11 protein-coding genes are annotated in these 15174 nt (G+C 60.7%); 4 read left to right on the top strand and 7 right to left on the bottom strand.

Annotated features, from left to right (window positions below):
- Window positions 1-74: 74 nt before the first annotated feature.
- Both B3N48_RS15545 and ppsA read right to left on the bottom strand, forming a co-directional pair.
- Window positions 75-1067: an alpha/beta fold hydrolase gene (locus tag B3N48_RS15545; protein WP_296185195.1), complete on the bottom strand. Its 993-nt coding sequence runs from the start codon at window positions 1065-1067 to the stop codon at window positions 75-77.
- 175 nt (window positions 1068-1242) lie between these two features.
- On the bottom strand, window positions 1243-3618 hold the full coding sequence (gene ppsA / locus B3N48_RS15540; protein ID WP_296185193.1) for a phosphoenolpyruvate synthase: 2376 nt from the start codon (window positions 3616-3618) through the stop codon (window positions 1243-1245).
- 195 nt (window positions 3619-3813) lie between these two features.
- Between ppsA and ppsR the strand changes: the two genes are divergently transcribed.
- Window positions 3814-4632 carry a posphoenolpyruvate synthetase regulatory kinase/phosphorylase PpsR gene (ppsR, locus tag B3N48_RS15535; protein WP_296185191.1) on the top strand — a complete coding sequence of 273 codons (819 nt, stop codon included), beginning with the start codon at window positions 3814-3816 and terminating at the stop codon, window positions 4630-4632.
- Window positions 4633-4809: 177 nt separating this feature from the next.
- On the opposite strand, the gene prpF is transcribed toward ppsR, so the two are convergent.
- The 5 genes from prpF to B3N48_RS15510 form a co-directional block, all read right to left on the bottom strand.
- Complete coding sequence (gene prpF / locus B3N48_RS15530) at window positions 4810-6000, bottom strand: 2-methylaconitate cis-trans isomerase PrpF (RefSeq protein WP_296185190.1); 1191 nt, start codon at window positions 5998-6000, stop codon at window positions 4810-4812.
- 58 nt (window positions 6001-6058) lie between these two features.
- Window positions 6059-8653: a Fe/S-dependent 2-methylisocitrate dehydratase AcnD gene (gene acnD / locus B3N48_RS15525; RefSeq protein ID WP_296186153.1), complete on the bottom strand. Its 2595-nt coding sequence runs from the start codon at window positions 8651-8653 to the stop codon at window positions 6059-6061.
- Window positions 8654-8853: 200 nt separating this feature from the next.
- Entirely contained in the window at window positions 8854-9981 is a 1128-nt protein-coding gene (gene prpC, locus B3N48_RS15520; protein ID WP_296185189.1) for a bifunctional 2-methylcitrate synthase/citrate synthase, read from the bottom strand.
- Between the two features lie 167 nt (window positions 9982-10148).
- Window positions 10149-11039: a methylisocitrate lyase gene (gene prpB / locus B3N48_RS15515; RefSeq protein ID WP_296185186.1), complete on the bottom strand. Its 891-nt coding sequence runs from the start codon at window positions 11037-11039 to the stop codon at window positions 10149-10151.
- Entirely contained in the window at window positions 11036-11758 is a 723-nt protein-coding gene (locus tag B3N48_RS15510) for a GntR family transcriptional regulator (RefSeq protein ID WP_296185184.1), read from the bottom strand. The genes prpB and B3N48_RS15510 overlap by 4 nt, the downstream gene beginning before the upstream one ends.
- Window positions 11759-12053: 295 nt before the next feature.
- On the opposite strand from B3N48_RS15510, the gene B3N48_RS15505 reads away from it, so the two are divergent.
- The 3 genes from B3N48_RS15505 to B3N48_RS15495 are packed head-to-tail and all read left to right on the top strand — an operon-like array spanning window position 12054 to window position 15125.
- Window positions 12054-12602: an ATP-dependent zinc protease gene (locus B3N48_RS15505; protein WP_414704247.1), complete on the top strand. Its 549-nt coding sequence runs from the start codon at window positions 12054-12056 to the stop codon at window positions 12600-12602.
- Between the two features lie 4 nt (window positions 12603-12606).
- Entirely contained in the window at window positions 12607-14157 is a 1551-nt protein-coding gene (locus tag B3N48_RS15500) for an inactive transglutaminase family protein (RefSeq protein WP_296185181.1), read from the top strand.
- The gene (locus B3N48_RS15495; protein ID WP_296186148.1) at window positions 14157-15125 is read left to right on the top strand and encodes an alpha-L-glutamate ligase-like protein; all 969 of its coding nucleotides are present in this window, start codon (window positions 14157-14159) and stop codon (window positions 15123-15125) included. Before B3N48_RS15500 ends, B3N48_RS15495 begins: the two co-directional genes overlap by 1 nt.
- Window positions 15126-15174 lie beyond the last annotated feature (49 nt).

Raw genomic sequence — 15174 nt, 5'->3', positions numbered from 1 at the left:
GCCACCGTTACCCACCCAACCGCGTGTAGCTTAGCGGCTGCTGACTGACATAGGAATGCCTGCTCGCCTCGGGCTCAACAAGTTGCCGACATGTTCAGCGTTGATTCAGGCTGTACGGCTGCGCTTCGACGATTCAGCCACTCTGCGACTCGCGGCCAGACCTGGGCTTGAGCCGCTTTGCTAACCAACATTTGAACGTGGCCGAAATCCTCGGTGAAACCCTGTTCGCGCCCCAGAAGAAGGAATGCCTTGTCTTCAGATCCGAACTGCTCGAACAACGCGCGGCACGCCCACTCGGGATCCTGATGATCGCCAACGGCTGCCACGCACAGGACGGGCACCTCGACATGACGAAGACCTGACCACCAGTCGTCCTTCTTGTCGCCAAACCGACCGAACAGACTATGCCAACCAAGGCTTTCAAGGATCACACCCATCGGTTCGTCTTCGGGACCCCGTTTGAATCGTGGGCCAGAAACATGTTCGAAGCGCTTGAGCACCAGGCGCGCGCCCCACGTCAGCGGCGGAACCTTGAGCGGCCAGAGGCTGCGGGTCACCTGACTGCCGAACAACGCGACCGACGCGGCGTGACGGGCGTCCAGATAGTGGCCGCCGAGGGCTGCGGCCAGAGTGGTGCCGCCGAGGGAATGGCCAATCCAGTGCGGCACCTGCCCGCTCTGCTCGGTGACGAATGCAGCGATGGCCGGAAGATCGTAGCGGGCGTAATCCGCCACCCGGTTATGGCGATAGGCTTCATTGCGGGCCGACAGGCCGTGGCCGCGCATCTCGGGAATCCACACGTCAAACCCGGCCCGCGCCAGATAGGCGCCCAGACCAATACCTTTAGGGGAATACCAGAAACGCCGGTTGGAAAAGCTGCCGTGCAAGAGGATGACCGGCACGCCACGCACGTCGGGCGTTGCCACCAAACCCAGACGCGTCACAGCCAGCTCGACCGTGAAGTCCGGGCTGTTGCCGGGTTTGAGGCGGTAGACGTCCTCAATCAGATCGCCACGTCGCTCGGCACTGATCAGGGCCACAGGGAAGAGAAAACTGCTGCTTTGCATAGTGCGTGTGCTTGACTCAAAAAATGGCGCCGGATCGGAAATCGCCTGCTAGAGCTGTCCCGGCGCTGACGTTCCAGGATGAAACCCGGGTTAAAAAAAATCACAAAAAAGGGCGGATCACTGAGACCGCCCTTTTCATATGGCCCGGCCCGCCGAAACGGGCCGGCATGTTACATCATTTTGGAGCGTCTTCTTCCGACAGGAAGAACCAGGTTTCTAGCACCGAGTCCGGGTTCAGCGACACGCTTTCGATGCCCTGCTCCATCAGCCAGCGCGCCAGATCCGGGTGATCGGAAGGTCCTTGGCCACAGATGCCGATGTACTTGCCAGCCTTGTTACAGGCCTGAATGGCATTGGACAGCAGCTTCTTGACCGCCGGGTTACGCTCGTCGAACAGGTGCGCGATAATCCCCGAGTCACGGTCCAGACCGAGCGTCAGCTGGGTCAGGTCGTTGGAGCCGATGGAGAATCCGTCGAAGAATTCGAGGAATTCTTCCGCCAGAATGGCGTTGGACGGCAATTCGCACATCATGATCACGCGCAGGCCGTTCTCGCCACGGGCCAGGCCGTTTTCGGCCAGCAGATCAACCACCTGGCTCGCCTCGCCCAAGGTACGCACGAACGGCACCATGATCTCGACATTAGTCAGGCCCATCTCGTTGCGCACGCGCTTGAGGGCACGGCATTCCAGCTCAAAGCAATCGCGGAAGTTTTCGCTGATGTAACGCGACGCGCCACGGAAGCCCAGCATCGGGTTTTCTTCTTCAGGCTCGTACAGCTTGCCGCCGATCAGGTTGGCGTATTCGTTGGACTTGAAGTCCGACAGCCGCACGATGACTTTCTTCGGCGTGAACGCCGCGGCCAGCGTGCTGATGCCTTCCACCAGTTTGTCGACGTAGAAATCCACCGGATTGGCGTAACCGGCGATGCGCTTGTCGACGCTTTCCTTGATGTCCAGCGGCAGGTTCGGGTAGTTCAGCAGCGCCTTAGGGTGCACGCCGATCATGCGGTTGATGATGAATTCCAGACGCGCCAGGCCGATACCGGCGTTGGGCAGTTGGGCGAAATCGAACGCACGGTCGGGGTTGCCGACGTTCATCATGATCTTGAACGGCAGCTCCGGCATGGCATCGACGGAGTTCTGCTTGATGTCGAAGCCCAGCTCGCCTTCGAAGATGTAGCCGGTGTCGCCCTCGGCGCAGGAAACGGTCACGCCCTGGCCGTCTTTCAGCAGCTCGGTGGCGTTGCCGCAACCGACGACGGCCGGGATACCCAGTTCACGGGCGATGATCGCCGCGTGACAGGTACGGCCACCACGGTTGGTGACGATAGCGCTGGCACGTTTCATCACCGGTTCCCAGTCCGGGTCGGTCATGTCGGAGACCAGCACGTCGCCGGGCTGAACCTTGTCCATTTCGGACACGTCCTTGATGATTCGTACCTTGCCCGCGCCAATGCGCTGACCGATGGCGCGGCCTTCGGCAAGCACAGTGCCCTTCTCTTTGAGGAGGTAGCGTTCCATGACATTGGCCGAGGTGCGGCTCTTCACGGTTTCAGGGCGAGCCTGAACGATGTAGAGCTTGCCGTCGTCACCGTCTTTGGCCCATTCGATGTCCATCGGGCACCCGTAGTGCTTCTCGATGATCATCGCCTGGCGTGCCAGATTGCTGACCTCTTCGTCCGTCAGGCAGAAACGCGCGCGATCGGCGGGCTCGACGTCGATGACCTTGACCGATTTACCGGCCTTGGCTTCGTCGCCGTAAATCATTTTGATCGCCTTGCTGCCCAGGTTGCGGCGCAGGATCGCTGGACGCCCGGCTTCGAGCGTGCCCTTGTGAACGTAAAACTCGTCCGGGTTGACGGCGCCCTGTACGACGGTTTCGCCCAGGCCATAGGCGCCGGTGATGAACACGACATCACGGAAACCGGATTCGGTGTCGAGGGTGAACATCACGCCAGCGGTGCCGGTTTCGGAACGGACCATGCGCTGGACGCCAGCGGACAACGCGACCAGTTTATGGTCGAAGCCCTGGTGTACGCGGTAGGAAATGGCGCGGTCGTTGAACAGCGACGCGAAGACTTCCTTCGCGGCGCGGATCACGTTGTCGACGCCGCGAATGTTGAGGAAAGTTTCCTGCTGACCGGCGAAGGACGCGTCAGGCAAGTCTTCTGCGGTGGCGGAAGAACGCACGGCAACGGCGATGTCCGGATTGCCTGCCGACAGCGCGGCGAAGGCAGTGCGGATTTCAGCGTTGAGCTGCTCGGGGAATTCGGCCTCCATGATCCACTGACGAATCTGCGCGCCGGTTTTCGCCAGTGCGTTGACGTCGTCGACATCCAGGGCATCGAGTGCCTTGTGAATCTGATCGTTCAGACCACTCTGCTCAAGAAAATCACGATAGGCCTGAGCTGTAGTGGCGAAGCCTCCGGGGACGGAAACGCCTGCGCCCGCCAGGTTGCTGATCATCTCGCCGAGGGATGCGTTCTTGCCCCCCACATGCTCAACATCATGCTTGCCGAGCTTATCGAGGGAAACTACGTACTCTACCAAGGTGATCTCTCCACTAACCGATTTGTTGTTGGGAAAAGCATGGGTGCTGAAATCATAGGGAAACCGGAATTCTGCACGCGTGTGGTCTGGATCTGAAAATCTGCATCTTGAAAAAGGTAGAATGCGGCCAGTCATGGCTCGCAAGCACGCCTATGATATCCAAGAATCGTCACCAGCTTAAGGCCCTAGGCGCAAATGAAACGATCCGCTTTCTTTATCTCCGACGGCACCGGCATCACTGCCGAAACCCTTGGCCAGAGCCTGCTCGCGCAGTTTGAAAACATTACGTTCAACAAGTTCACGAGGCCCTACATCGACAGCGTCGAGAAAGCCCGGGCCATGGTCGCGCAAATCAACAAGGCGGCCGAGAAGGACGAAGTCCGTCCGATCATCTTCGACACCATCGTCAATCAGGACATTCGCGAGATCCTGGCGACGTCCGACGGCTTCATGATCGACATTTTTTCGACGTTTCTCGCCCCGCTGGAGCAGGAGCTTAGTTCACACTCTTCCTACTCGGTGGGCAAATCGCACTCCATCGGCCACAACTCCAACTATATGGAGCGGATCGAGGCAGTGAACTTCGCGCTGGACAACGACGACGGCGCCCGCACCCATTACTACGACAAGGCCGACATCATTCTGGTGGGTGTTTCGCGCTGCGGGAAGACACCTACCTGTCTATACATGGCCATGCAATTCGGCATTCGCGCGGCGAATTATCCGCTGACCGAAGACGACATGGAGCGCTTGACCCTGCCCGCAGCGCTGAAACAGCATCGCTCCAAGCTGTTCGGCTTGACCATCGACCCGGACCGGCTGACCGCCATTCGCCATGAGCGTAAGCCGAACAGCCGCTATTCGAGCTTCGCCCAGTGCGAATTCGAAGTGCGTGAAGTCGAGAATCTGTTCCGCAAAGAGAACATCCCAAACATCAACTCCACGCATTTTTCGGTCGAGGAAATTTCGGCAAAGGTGCTGGTGGAGAAAGGGGTGGAGCGGCGGTTCAAATGAAGACTCATTGACCCATTTCAACCTGTACGCCGCGCGCTGGCGCGTATGGGATTGGATTGATATAGCCGAGATTTCTGTAGGAGTGAGCTTGCTCGCGATGGCGGCGCATCAGACGCACTCATAGCGACTGTGCAACCGCATCGCGAGCAAGCTCACTCCTACAGGTTTCGGGGCACGTTAAAAGCTATCCTGTGGCACCCTGACGAACCCCTCCATCAATACCCGCGCGCTGCGACTCATGATGGCTTTTTTCACCGACCATTCGCCGTCAACGATTTCTGCCTCGGCGCCCACCCGGAGTGTTCCAGACGGATGCCCGAAGCGTACGGCACTGCGCTCGCCACCACCGGCAGCCAGGTTCACTAGCGTTCCCGGGATGGCCGCGGCTGTGCCGATGGCCACCGCGGCGGTCCCCATCATCGCGTGGTGCAGCTTGCCCATGGACATCGCCCGGACCAGCAAATCGGTGTCGTGCGCAGACACGCGCTTGCCGCTGGACGATACGTAGTCACGTGGTTTTGCGACAAAAGCGACCTTGGGGGTGTGCTGACGCTTGGCGGCGTCTTCGACTTGAGCAATCAGACCCATGCGCACTGCGCCGTAGGCACGGATCGTTTCGAAGCGATCAAGGGCCTGGGGATCGCCGTTGATCGCGTCCTGCAGCTCGGTACCGGTGTAGCCGATGTCGCTGGCGTTGACGAAGATCGTCGGGATGCCGGCATTGATCAAGGTTGCCTTGAAGGTGCCAACACCCGGCACTTCCAGATCGTCCACCAGATTGCCCGTGGGGAACATCGAGCCCCCTGCGCCCTCTTCTTCCGCGGCCGGGTCCATGAATTCCAGCTGCACTTCAGCGGCGGGAAAGGTCACGCCGTCGAGTTCGAAGTCGCCGGTTTCCTGCACCGCGCCATCGGTGATCGGCACATGGGCAATGATGGTCTTGCCGATGTTGGCCTGCCAGATGCGCACCACGGCCACGCCGTTTTGCGGCACGCGACGGGGATCTATCAGCCCGCTGCTGATGGCGAACGGCCCGACTGCTGCCGAAAGGTTGCCGCAGTTGCCGCTCCAGTCTACGAATGGCGTGTCGATGGACACCTGACCGAACAGGTAATCGACGTCGTGGTCAGCCTTGATGCTCTTCGACAGAATCACAGTCTTGCTGGTGCTCGACGTCGCGCCGCCCATGCCGTCGATCTGTTTGGCATAGGGGTCGGGGCTGCCGATGACCCGCAGCAGCAGCGCGTCGCGGGCCGAGCCTGGGATCTGTGCTGCTTCAGGCAGGTCCTGCAGGCGGAAGAACACGCCTTTGCTGGTGCCGCCGCGCATGTAGGTCGCGGGGATTTTGATTTGCGCTGTATGAGCCATGAAATCGTTTTCCTTTATAGAAGCCTGGGCGCGCCCCAAAAGTCGCGCCCAGAGTTCGTCACGCCACTGCGGACGATTCGAGGAAGTCCTGAGCAAAGCGCTGCAACACGCCGCCCGCTTCGTAGATCGAGAGCTCCTCACCCGTGTCCAGACGACAGGTAACTGGGACTTCCACGCGCTCGCCATTCTTGCGCTGGATGACCAGCGTCAGCGTGGCCCGCGGCGTACGCGCGCCGATCACGTCGAAGGTTTCGGTGCCGTCGATGCCCAGCGTGGTGCGGTTGGTGCCCGGTTTGAACTCCAGCGGCAACACGCCCATGCCCACCAGATTGGTGCGATGAATGCGCTCGAAGCCTTCGGCGACGATGGCTTCTACACCCGCCAGACGCACGCCTTTCGCCGCCCAATCGCGGGACGAACCCTGGCCATAGTCGGCCCCGGCGATGATGATCAGCGGTTGCTTGCGGTCCATGTAGGTTTCGATGGCCTCCCACATGCGGGTCACCTGGCCTTCCGGCTCGATCCGCGCCAGCGAACCCTGCTTGACCTTGCCGTTTTCCTGGACCATTTCGTTGAACAGTTTTGGGTTGGCGAAGGTGGCGCGTTGCGCCGTCAGGTGGTCACCGCGGTGGGTGGCATAGGAGTTGAAATCCTCCTCCGGCAGGCCCATGCGCGCCAGATACTCACCCGCCGCGCTGTCGAGCATGATCGCATTGGACGGCGACAGGTGATCGGTGGTGATGTTGTCCGGCAACACGGCCAGCGGGCGCATGCCCTTGAGCGTGCGCTGCCCGGCCAGTGCGCCTTCCCAATACGGCGGACGCCGGATGTAGGTGCTCGCCGGACGCCAGTTGTACAGCGGCTCGACTTTCGGGCCAGTGTCCTCGTGGATGGCAAACATCGGGATGTAGACCTGACGGAACTGTTCCGGCTTGACCGACGCCTTGACCACTGCGTCGATTTCCTCGTCGCTCGGCCAGATGTCTTTCAGGCGGATCTCGTCACCGTTGGCGCCGATGCCCAACACATCTTTCTCAATGTCGAAGCGGATGGTGCCCGCAATGGCGTAGGCCACCACCAGCGGCGGCGAAGCGAGAAAGGCCTGCTTGGCGTAAGGATGAATGCGCCCGTCGAAGTTGCGGTTGCCCGACAACACTGCGGTGGCGTACAGGTCGCGGTCGATGATTTCCTGCTGAATCACCGGATCCAGCGCGCCGGACATGCCGTTGCAGGTGGTGCAGGCGAACGCCACAACGCCGAACCCCAGTTGTTCGAGTTCGGCCGTCAGGCCTGCTTCGTCCAGGTACAGCGCCACGGTTTTCGAACCGGGTGCCAACGAGGACTTGACCCATGGTTTGCGGGTCAGGCCGAGCCTGTTGGCGTTGCGTGCCAGCAGCCCCGCCGCGATGACGTTGCGCGGGTTGCTGGTGTTGGTGCAACTGGTGATGGCCGCGATGATCACCGCGCCATCCGGCATCAGGCCGGGGGTTTCTTGCCAGGCGCTGGCGATGCCCTTGGCGGCCAAATCAGATGTGGCGACCCGTGCGTGGGGGTTCGATGGCCCGGCCATGTTGCGCACGACGCTCGACAGATCGAAGCTCAGCACGCGCTCGTATTCGGCGCTCGTCAGGCTGTCTGCCCACAGGCCCGTGTGTCGGGCGAAGGTTTCGACCAGCTTGACCTGCTGATCGTCGCGGCCGGTGAGCGTGAGGTAATCGATGGTCTGCTGGTCGATGGCAAACATTGCCGCCGTCGCGCCGTACTCCGGGGCCATGTTGGAAATGGTCGCCCGGTCACCCAAGGTCAGGGCACGGGCGCCTTCGCCGTAGAACTCGAGGTACGCGCCGACGACTTTCTGTTTGCGCAGGTATTCGGTCAGCGCCAAAACCACGTCGGTGGCGGTGATGCCGGGCTGCGGACGGCCCGTGAGCTCGACCCCGATGATGTCCGGCAAGCGCATCCACGAAGCCCGACCGAGCATCACGTTTTCCGCCTCCAGGCCGCCGACACCAATGGCAATCACCCCCAGTGCATCGACGTGCGGCGTGTGGCTGTCGGTGCCGACCAGGGTGTCCGGGAACGCTACACCATTCAGCGTCTGGATCACCGGCGACATTCGCTCCAGGTTGATCTGGTGCATGATGCCGTTGCCCGGCGGGATCACTTCGACGTTCTGGAACGCTTGCTTGGTCCAGTTGATGAAGTGAAAACGGTCTTCGTTGCGGCGGTCTTCGATGGCGCGGTTTTTGTTGAAGGCATCCGGGTCATAACCGCCGCATTCGACCGCCAGCGAATGGTCAACGATCAACTGCACGGGCACCACCGGGTTGACCTGCGCCGGGTCGCCGCCCATGTCGGCGATGGCGTCGCGCAGACCGGCAAGGTCCACCAGCGCGGTCTGGCCGAGGATGTCGTGGCAGACCACGCGCGCCGGAAACCAGGGGAAGTCGAGGTCGCGCTTGCGTTCGATGAGTTGCGTCAGCGACGCGGTCAGGGTCGTCGGGTCGCAGCGGCGCACCAGGTTTTCGGCGAGCACGCGGGAGGTGTAGGGCAATGTGGCGTAGGCACCCGGCTTGATTCCGTCGACAGCCGCCTGGGCGTCGAAGTAATCCAGCGAAGTGCCGGGCAGCGGTTTGCGGAATTCAGTGTTCATCATCGGGACTCGGTCACGGTGGTTAAAGGGGCAGGCCCGCCGCTGAATCTGTACACACACCACCCTTCTTGTACGAGTGAGCTTGCTCGCGATGGCGATTTCCCAGCCGACTGAGATGTCATCTGATGATCGCCTTCGCGAGCAAGCTCACTCCTACAGGGCCTGCGGTGTATCCCGATCCGGTACGGACCTCCCACAATTCAGCGTTGTTCGATGGGCACGAACGTGCGCTGTTCGACGCCGATGTATTCGGCGCTCGGACGGATGATGCGGTTGTTGCCACGCTGTTCGAACACGTGAGCAGCCCAGCCGGTCAGGCGCGAGCAAACGAAAATCGGCGTGAACAGCTTGGTCGGGATGCCCATGAAGTGATACGCCGAGGCGTGGTAGAAGTCGGCGTTGGGGAACAGCTTTTTCTGTTCCCACATGGTCTTGTCGATGGCTTCGGAAACCGGAAACAGGACGGTGTCTCCCACTTCATCGGCCAGCTTTTTCGACCAGCCCTTGATCACCTCGTTGCGCGGGTCGTTGTCCTTATAGATCGCGTGACCGAAGCCCATGATCTTGTCCTTGCGCGCCAGCATGCCCAGCGTGCCCTGAACCGCGTCTTCGGCAGACGAGAACTTCTCGATCATGTCCATCGCCGCTTCGTTGGCGCCGCCGTGCAACGGACCGCGCAGGGTGCCGATGGCAGCGGTGATGCATGAGAACAGGTCCGACAGGGTCGAGGCGCAGACCCGGGCAGTGAAAGTCGAGGCGTTGAATTCATGCTCGGCGTAGAGGATCAGCGAAACGTCCATGACCTTGCGATGCAATTCGCTTGGGGTCTTGTCCAGCAGCAGCTTGAGGAAATGGCCGCCAATGGAAGGCTCGTCGGTCACGCAGTCGATGCATTTGCCCTCGTGGCTGAAGCGGTACCAGTAGCACATGATCGCCGGGAATGCGGCCAACAGTCGGTCGGTGGCATCGCGCTGCTGATCGAAGCTGGTTTCCGGCTCCAGGTTACCGAGCATCGAGCACCCGGTGCGCATCACGTCCATGGGGTGCGCATCGGCAGGGATGCGCTCCAGCACTTCTTTCAACGCCTTGGGCAGATCGCGCAGGCCTTTGAGTTTGCTCAGGTAGCCGTCGAGCTGAGTCTGGGTCGGCAGCTCGCCATACAGCAGCAGGTAGGCGACTTCTTCAAAACGCGCGTCAGCCGCCAGCTCACGCACGTCATAACCCCTGTAGGTCAAACCGGCACCGGCTTGGCCCACGGTCGACAGGGCCGTTTGTCCAGCCACCTGGCCACGCAGGCCAGCACCGCTCAATACTTTTCCTTCAGCCATTGCTGTCTCCAATCTTGTCGTTTTAAGGGAATCGGCAATTCGGTGTTGATGATCACGGCCCCTTGTAGGCGTGAGCTTGCTCGCGATGGGGTCTCGCCAAGTGACATGGATGCCAACTGAACAGCCGCCATCGCGAGCAAGCATTCCTACAGAAATGGGACATACATTCAGCTTTTCTTCTGCGCAAACAGTGCGTCCAGTTTCTGTTCGAAGGCGTGGTAATCGATGCGTTCATACAGCTCCATACGGGTCTGCATGGTGTCGACCACGTTTTTCTGCGTGCCATCGCGACGGATCGCGTTGTAGACGTTTTCCGCCGCCTTGTTCATGGCGCGGAACGCCGACAGCGGATACAGCACCAGCGCCACGTCGGCGGAGGCCAGTTCGTCGGTGGTGAACAGCGGGGTCGCGCCAAATTCGGTGATGTTGGCCAGAATCGGCACCTTCACGCGGGAGGCGAACAGCTTGTACATCTGCAATTCGGTAATGGCTTCCGGGAACACCATGTCGGCGCCCGCTTCGATGCATGCGGCGGCGCGATCCAGTGCCGATTCCAGCCCCTCGACCGCCAGCGCGTCGGTACGGGCCATGATCACGAAGCTGTCGTCGGTGCGCGCATCGACGGCGGCCTTGATGCGGTCGACCATTTCCTGCTGCGAGACAATTTCCTTGCCCGGGCGGTGGCCGCAGCGCTTGGCGCCGACCTGATCCTCGATGTGCATAGCAGCAGCACCGAACTTGATCATCGACTTCACGGTACGCGCCACGTTGAACGCTGACGCGCCGAACCCGGTGTCCACGTCCACCAGCAGCGGCAGGTCGCAGACATCGGTGATGCGGCGCACGTCTGTCAACACGTCGTCCAGCCCGGTGATGCCGAGGTCCGGCACGCCGAGAGAACCCGCTGCCACGCCGCCGCCGGACAGGTAAATCGCCTTGAACCCGGCACGTTGCGCGAGCAGCGCGTGGTTGGCGTTAATCGCGCCCACCACTTGCAATGGATGCTCGTTCGCCACGGCATCTCGGAAGCGTTGGCCGGGAGTCGTTCTTGAAGTCATTGTTCACCTCGGGCAGGGGTAGCTTGATGAGCCTGTGCTTGATAGTGCTGTTCGATGTTGCGTTTTGACGCACCGATGTGACGGCGCATCAGCAATTCGGCCAGTTCGCCATCACGATCGGCGATGGCATCGAGAATCCGGTGGTGTTCGGTAAAGGCGTGACGCGGACGGTTGGGCGTCGTTGAGAATTGAATGCGGTACATGCGCACCAGCTGGTACAGCTCGCCGCAGAGCATTTGGGTCAGGGTGCTGTTGCGCGCGCCCTGGATGATCCGGTAGTGGAAGTCGAAGTCGCCTTCCTGCTGGTAGTAGCCGACACCTGCCTGATACGCCGGGTCGCGCTCGTGGGTTTCCAGCACATGGCGCAGCTCGTTGACCTCTTCGACAGTCATGCGCTCCGCCGCCAGACGGCAGGCCATGCCTTCAAGCGACTCGCGGATTTCATAGAGTTCAACCAGTTCGGCATGACTGAGGGAAACGACGCGTGCGCCGACGTGGGGCACGCGCACCAACAAGCGCTGCCCTTCCAGCCGATGAATGGCCTCGCGCAACGGACCACGACTGATGCCGTATGTCCGGGCCAGCTCCGGCTCGGATATCTTGCTGCCAGGGGCGATGTCCCCTTTGACGATCGCGGCCTGAATCCGGCGAAACACGTTCTCGGACAGCGTTTCCGAATCGACCGGAACCGCAGCATTACTCTCGGCAGTATCCAGCATTGTCGACACCTTATTGCGTAATGAGGCTAAAGCTAGCGAAAACGCATGATTACGTCAAAGACATTTTCGGGACTGTCGACAATCTGCTCATAACCCCTCGCTATGACGATTTGTCCTACGCTCACTGCTGCCAGCTGTTCGCTGGCGCCACAAAACCTACATGCTAGAATGCCGCCCGCACTCGCCCGACATCCGGGGCAACACATGGATGTCCCGCCAGCCGCGGCCTGCAACACTTCCAGACCCTGAACTGACGTCAAAGCCGCTTCTCGTTCCCCTTACCGCATCAGGACCTATGAGCCGCCACCCCCTCCTCTTCCTGCTGTGTCTGTACCTGCCGGGTCTTTTGATGAGCGACCTGTGTGTGGCCGCAGGCAAGACCGTCTATGGCCTGAACGAGTACGCCGAGCTCAGCGGCATCGATCTGCAAGTGGCGGCGAAACTGGACACGGGTGCGAAAACCGCTTCCCTCAGCGCCCGCGACATCAAGCGTTTCAAGCGCGACGGCGAATCGTGGGTGCGTTTCTACCTGGCCATCGACGATGCCCACGAACACCCCATCGAACGCCCCCTCGCACGGCTCAGCAAGATCAAGCGCCGAGCGGGCGACGTCGACCCTGACGATGAAAAGAAATACACCTCACGCCCCGTCATCAGCCTCGACGTGTGCATGGGCAGCGCTTCGCGAACCATAGAAGTGAACTTGACCGACCGAAGTGCATTCCAATACCCGCTTTTGATTGGCTCTGAAGCCCTCAAGCACTTCGACGCGCTGGTCGATCCAAGCCTTAAATATGCAGCGGGCAAACCCGCCTGCATCACCGATGCTCAAACCGCAGAGTAATGACATGCGCTCTCTTACCCTCCATCTGAAAATCCTGATCGCGACCCTGGTCACCCTGGGCATCGCCATCACGGCCTATCAGATATTGGTACTCGGCATCCCGGTGACCGAAGACGAAACCGACGACCTGTGGAACATCGACGCCAAGGTCGAATTCGTCGCCAACCCGAAGGACTCGGTCAAGGTGCAGATGTACGTGCCGCCGTTGTCGCGGGACTACATCAGCCTCAACGAAAGCTTCATCTCCAACAATTATGGCGTGAACGTCAATCGCGCCGACGGCAACCGCAAGGTCACCTGGTCCGCCCGACGCGCCACGGGCAACCAGACGCTGTACTACCGACTGGTGCTGACCAAGCGCTACAGCGGTGACAAAGCCAAGGTCAAGGGCCCGATATTCCGCGACAGCATCGCTGTGGAAGGCCCGGAGAAGATTGCCGCCGATGCTCTGCTCGCCCCCATTCGCCAGCATTCGGCTGACGTCGAAACCTTCGTCAGCGAAGCCATTCGGCGGGTCAACAATCTGAGCGACGACAACGTCAAGCTGCTGCTGGCCGGCGACACGTCGGTGCAGAACAAGGCCCGGATCACCGAAATCCTGCTGTCCGTGGCCCATGTCCCGGTGGAAAAAGTGCACACCATTCGCCTGGTGGCCGATCAACCGCAGATGCCGGAGCTGTGGCTGCGCAGCTTCAATGGCAAGGACTGGCTGTATTTCAACCCGGAAACCGGCGAAGCCGGGCTGCCCCAGGACCGCCTGTTGTGGTGGGTGGGTGACGACAACCTGATCACCGTCGAGGGCGGCAAGAAAGCGACCGTCAACTTCAGCCTGAACAACAGCGAGATGAACGCCATCCGTCTGGCCAAGCTGACCGACGAGAACACCGACGCCGATTTCCTCGAATACTCGCTGTATGGCCTGCCGCTGCAAACCCAGCAGACCTTCATGATCATGGTCATGATCCCGATCGGCGTTTTGGTGATCCTGATCCTGCGCAATCTGATTGGCCTGCAGACGCTCGGGACCTTCACCCCGGTGCTGATCGCGCTGGCCTTTCGCGAGACTCAGCTTGGGTTCGGCATCGTGCTGTTCACCATCATCACGGCACTGGGCCTTTCGCTGCGTTCCTACCTCGAACACCTGAAGCTGCAAATGCTGCCACGGTTGTCCGTAGTGCTGACCTTCGTGGTGGTGCTGATCGCGGCGATCAGCCTGCTCAGCCACAAGCTCGGGCTGGAACGCGGGCTGTCCGTGGCGCTGTTCCCGATGGTGATCCTGACCATGACCATCGAACGGCTGTCGATCACCTGGGAAGAACGCGGCGGCGGCCACGCCATGAAAGTCGCCATCGGTACCCTGTTCGCCGCGTCATTGGCGCACATCATCATGAGCGTGCCGGAGTTCATCTACTTCGTGTTCACCTTCCCGGCAATCCTGTTGATTCTGGTGGGGTTCATGCTGGCGATGGGGCGTTATCGCGGGTACCGCCTGACTGAACTGATCCGCTTCAAGGCGTTCATCAAGGAAGACGCCGAACGGGAAAACGCCAAATGATCGGCTGGTGGAAGACCTGGAAGGCGCTCGAAGCCAAGGGAATCATGGGCATCAACCGGCGCAACGCCGACTACGTGCTCAAATACAACAAACGCAGCCTGTACCCCATCGTCGATGACAAGATCATCACCAAGGAGCGGGCTATCGCGGCCGGCATTCACGTGCCGGAGATGTACGGAATCATCTCCACCGAAAAGGAAATCAGCCGCCTCGACGACATCATCGGCGGGCGCAACGACTTCGTGATCAAACCGGCGCAAGGCGCGGGGGGCGACGGCATTCTGGTCATCGCCGATCGCTTCGAAGGCCGTTTCCGGACGATCTCCGGGCGCATGATCAGCCGTGAGGAGATCGAGCACCAGATTTCCAGCATCCTCACCGGCCTGTACTCCCTTGGCGGCCATCGCGACCGGGCACTGATCGAATACCGGGTGACACCCGACCCGATTTTCAAAAGCATCAGCTACGAAGGCGTCCCCGACATTCGGGTCATTGTCCTGATGGGTTACCCGGTGATGGCCATGCTACGCCTGCCGACACGCCAGTCCGGCGGCAAAGCCAACCTGCACCAGGGCGCGATCGGCGTGGGCGTCGACCTCGCGACCGGCATGACCCTACGCGGCACCTGGCTGAACACCATCATCAGCAAACACCCGGACACCACCAACGCGGTGGACGGCGTTCAGTTGCCGAACTGGGACGGTTTCATGCACTTGGCGGCAGAATGCTACGAGTTGTGCGGGCTGGGTTATATCGGCGTGGACATGGTGCTGGATCAGGACCGTGGCCCGCTGATCCTCGAACTCAACGCGCGCCCCGGCCTGAACATCCAGATCGCCAATGACTGCGGGCTGACCCATCGCACCCTGGCCGTGGAACAACGACTCGATGCACTGGCCGCCGAAGGCCGACATGACAGCCCGGAAGAGCGAGTGAAGTTCGTTCAGGAATTGTTTGGCCACGTCTGAACGCTTCCCCCATTTGTAGCAGTGAGCTTGCTCGCGATTGCGGTGTATC

Source organism: Pseudomonas sp. UBA1879, from assembly GCF_002338065.1.
Classification (GTDB): domain Bacteria; phylum Pseudomonadota; class Gammaproteobacteria; order Pseudomonadales; family Pseudomonadaceae; genus Aquipseudomonas.
Note: the sequence above shows the minus strand (reverse complement) of the source record. Positions and strands in the feature narration are given on the sequence as shown.

Excerpts from the sequence above, each read along its gene's own strand:
- ppsR (WP_296185191.1), top strand. The coding sequence starts at position 3,814 with ATGAAACGATCCGCTTTCTTTATCTCCGACGGCACCGGCATCACTGCC.
- acnD (WP_296186153.1), bottom strand. The coding sequence starts at position 8,653 with ATGAACACTGAATTCCGCAAACCGCTGCCCGGCACTTCGCTGGATTAC.
- prpC (WP_296185189.1), bottom strand. The coding sequence starts at position 9,981 with ATGGCTGAAGGAAAAGTATTGAGCGGTGCTGGCCTGCGTGGCCAGGTG.
- prpF (WP_296185190.1), bottom strand. The coding sequence starts at position 6,000 with ATGGCTCATACAGCGCAAATCAAAATCCCCGCGACCTACATGCGCGGC.
- B3N48_RS15545 (WP_296185195.1), bottom strand. The coding sequence starts at position 1,067 with ATGCAAAGCAGCAGTTTTCTCTTCCCTGTGGCCCTGATCAGTGCCGAG.
- prpB (WP_296185186.1), bottom strand. The coding sequence starts at position 11,039 with ATGACTTCAAGAACGACTCCCGGCCAACGCTTCCGAGATGCCGTGGCG.
- B3N48_RS15500 (WP_296185181.1), top strand. The coding sequence starts at position 12,607 with ATGCGCTCTCTTACCCTCCATCTGAAAATCCTGATCGCGACCCTGGTC.
- B3N48_RS15510 (WP_296185184.1), bottom strand. The coding sequence starts at position 11,758 with ATGCTGGATACTGCCGAGAGTAATGCTGCGGTTCCGGTCGATTCGGAA.
- B3N48_RS15505 (WP_414704247.1), top strand. The coding sequence starts at position 12,054 with ATGAGCCGCCACCCCCTCCTCTTCCTGCTGTGTCTGTACCTGCCGGGT.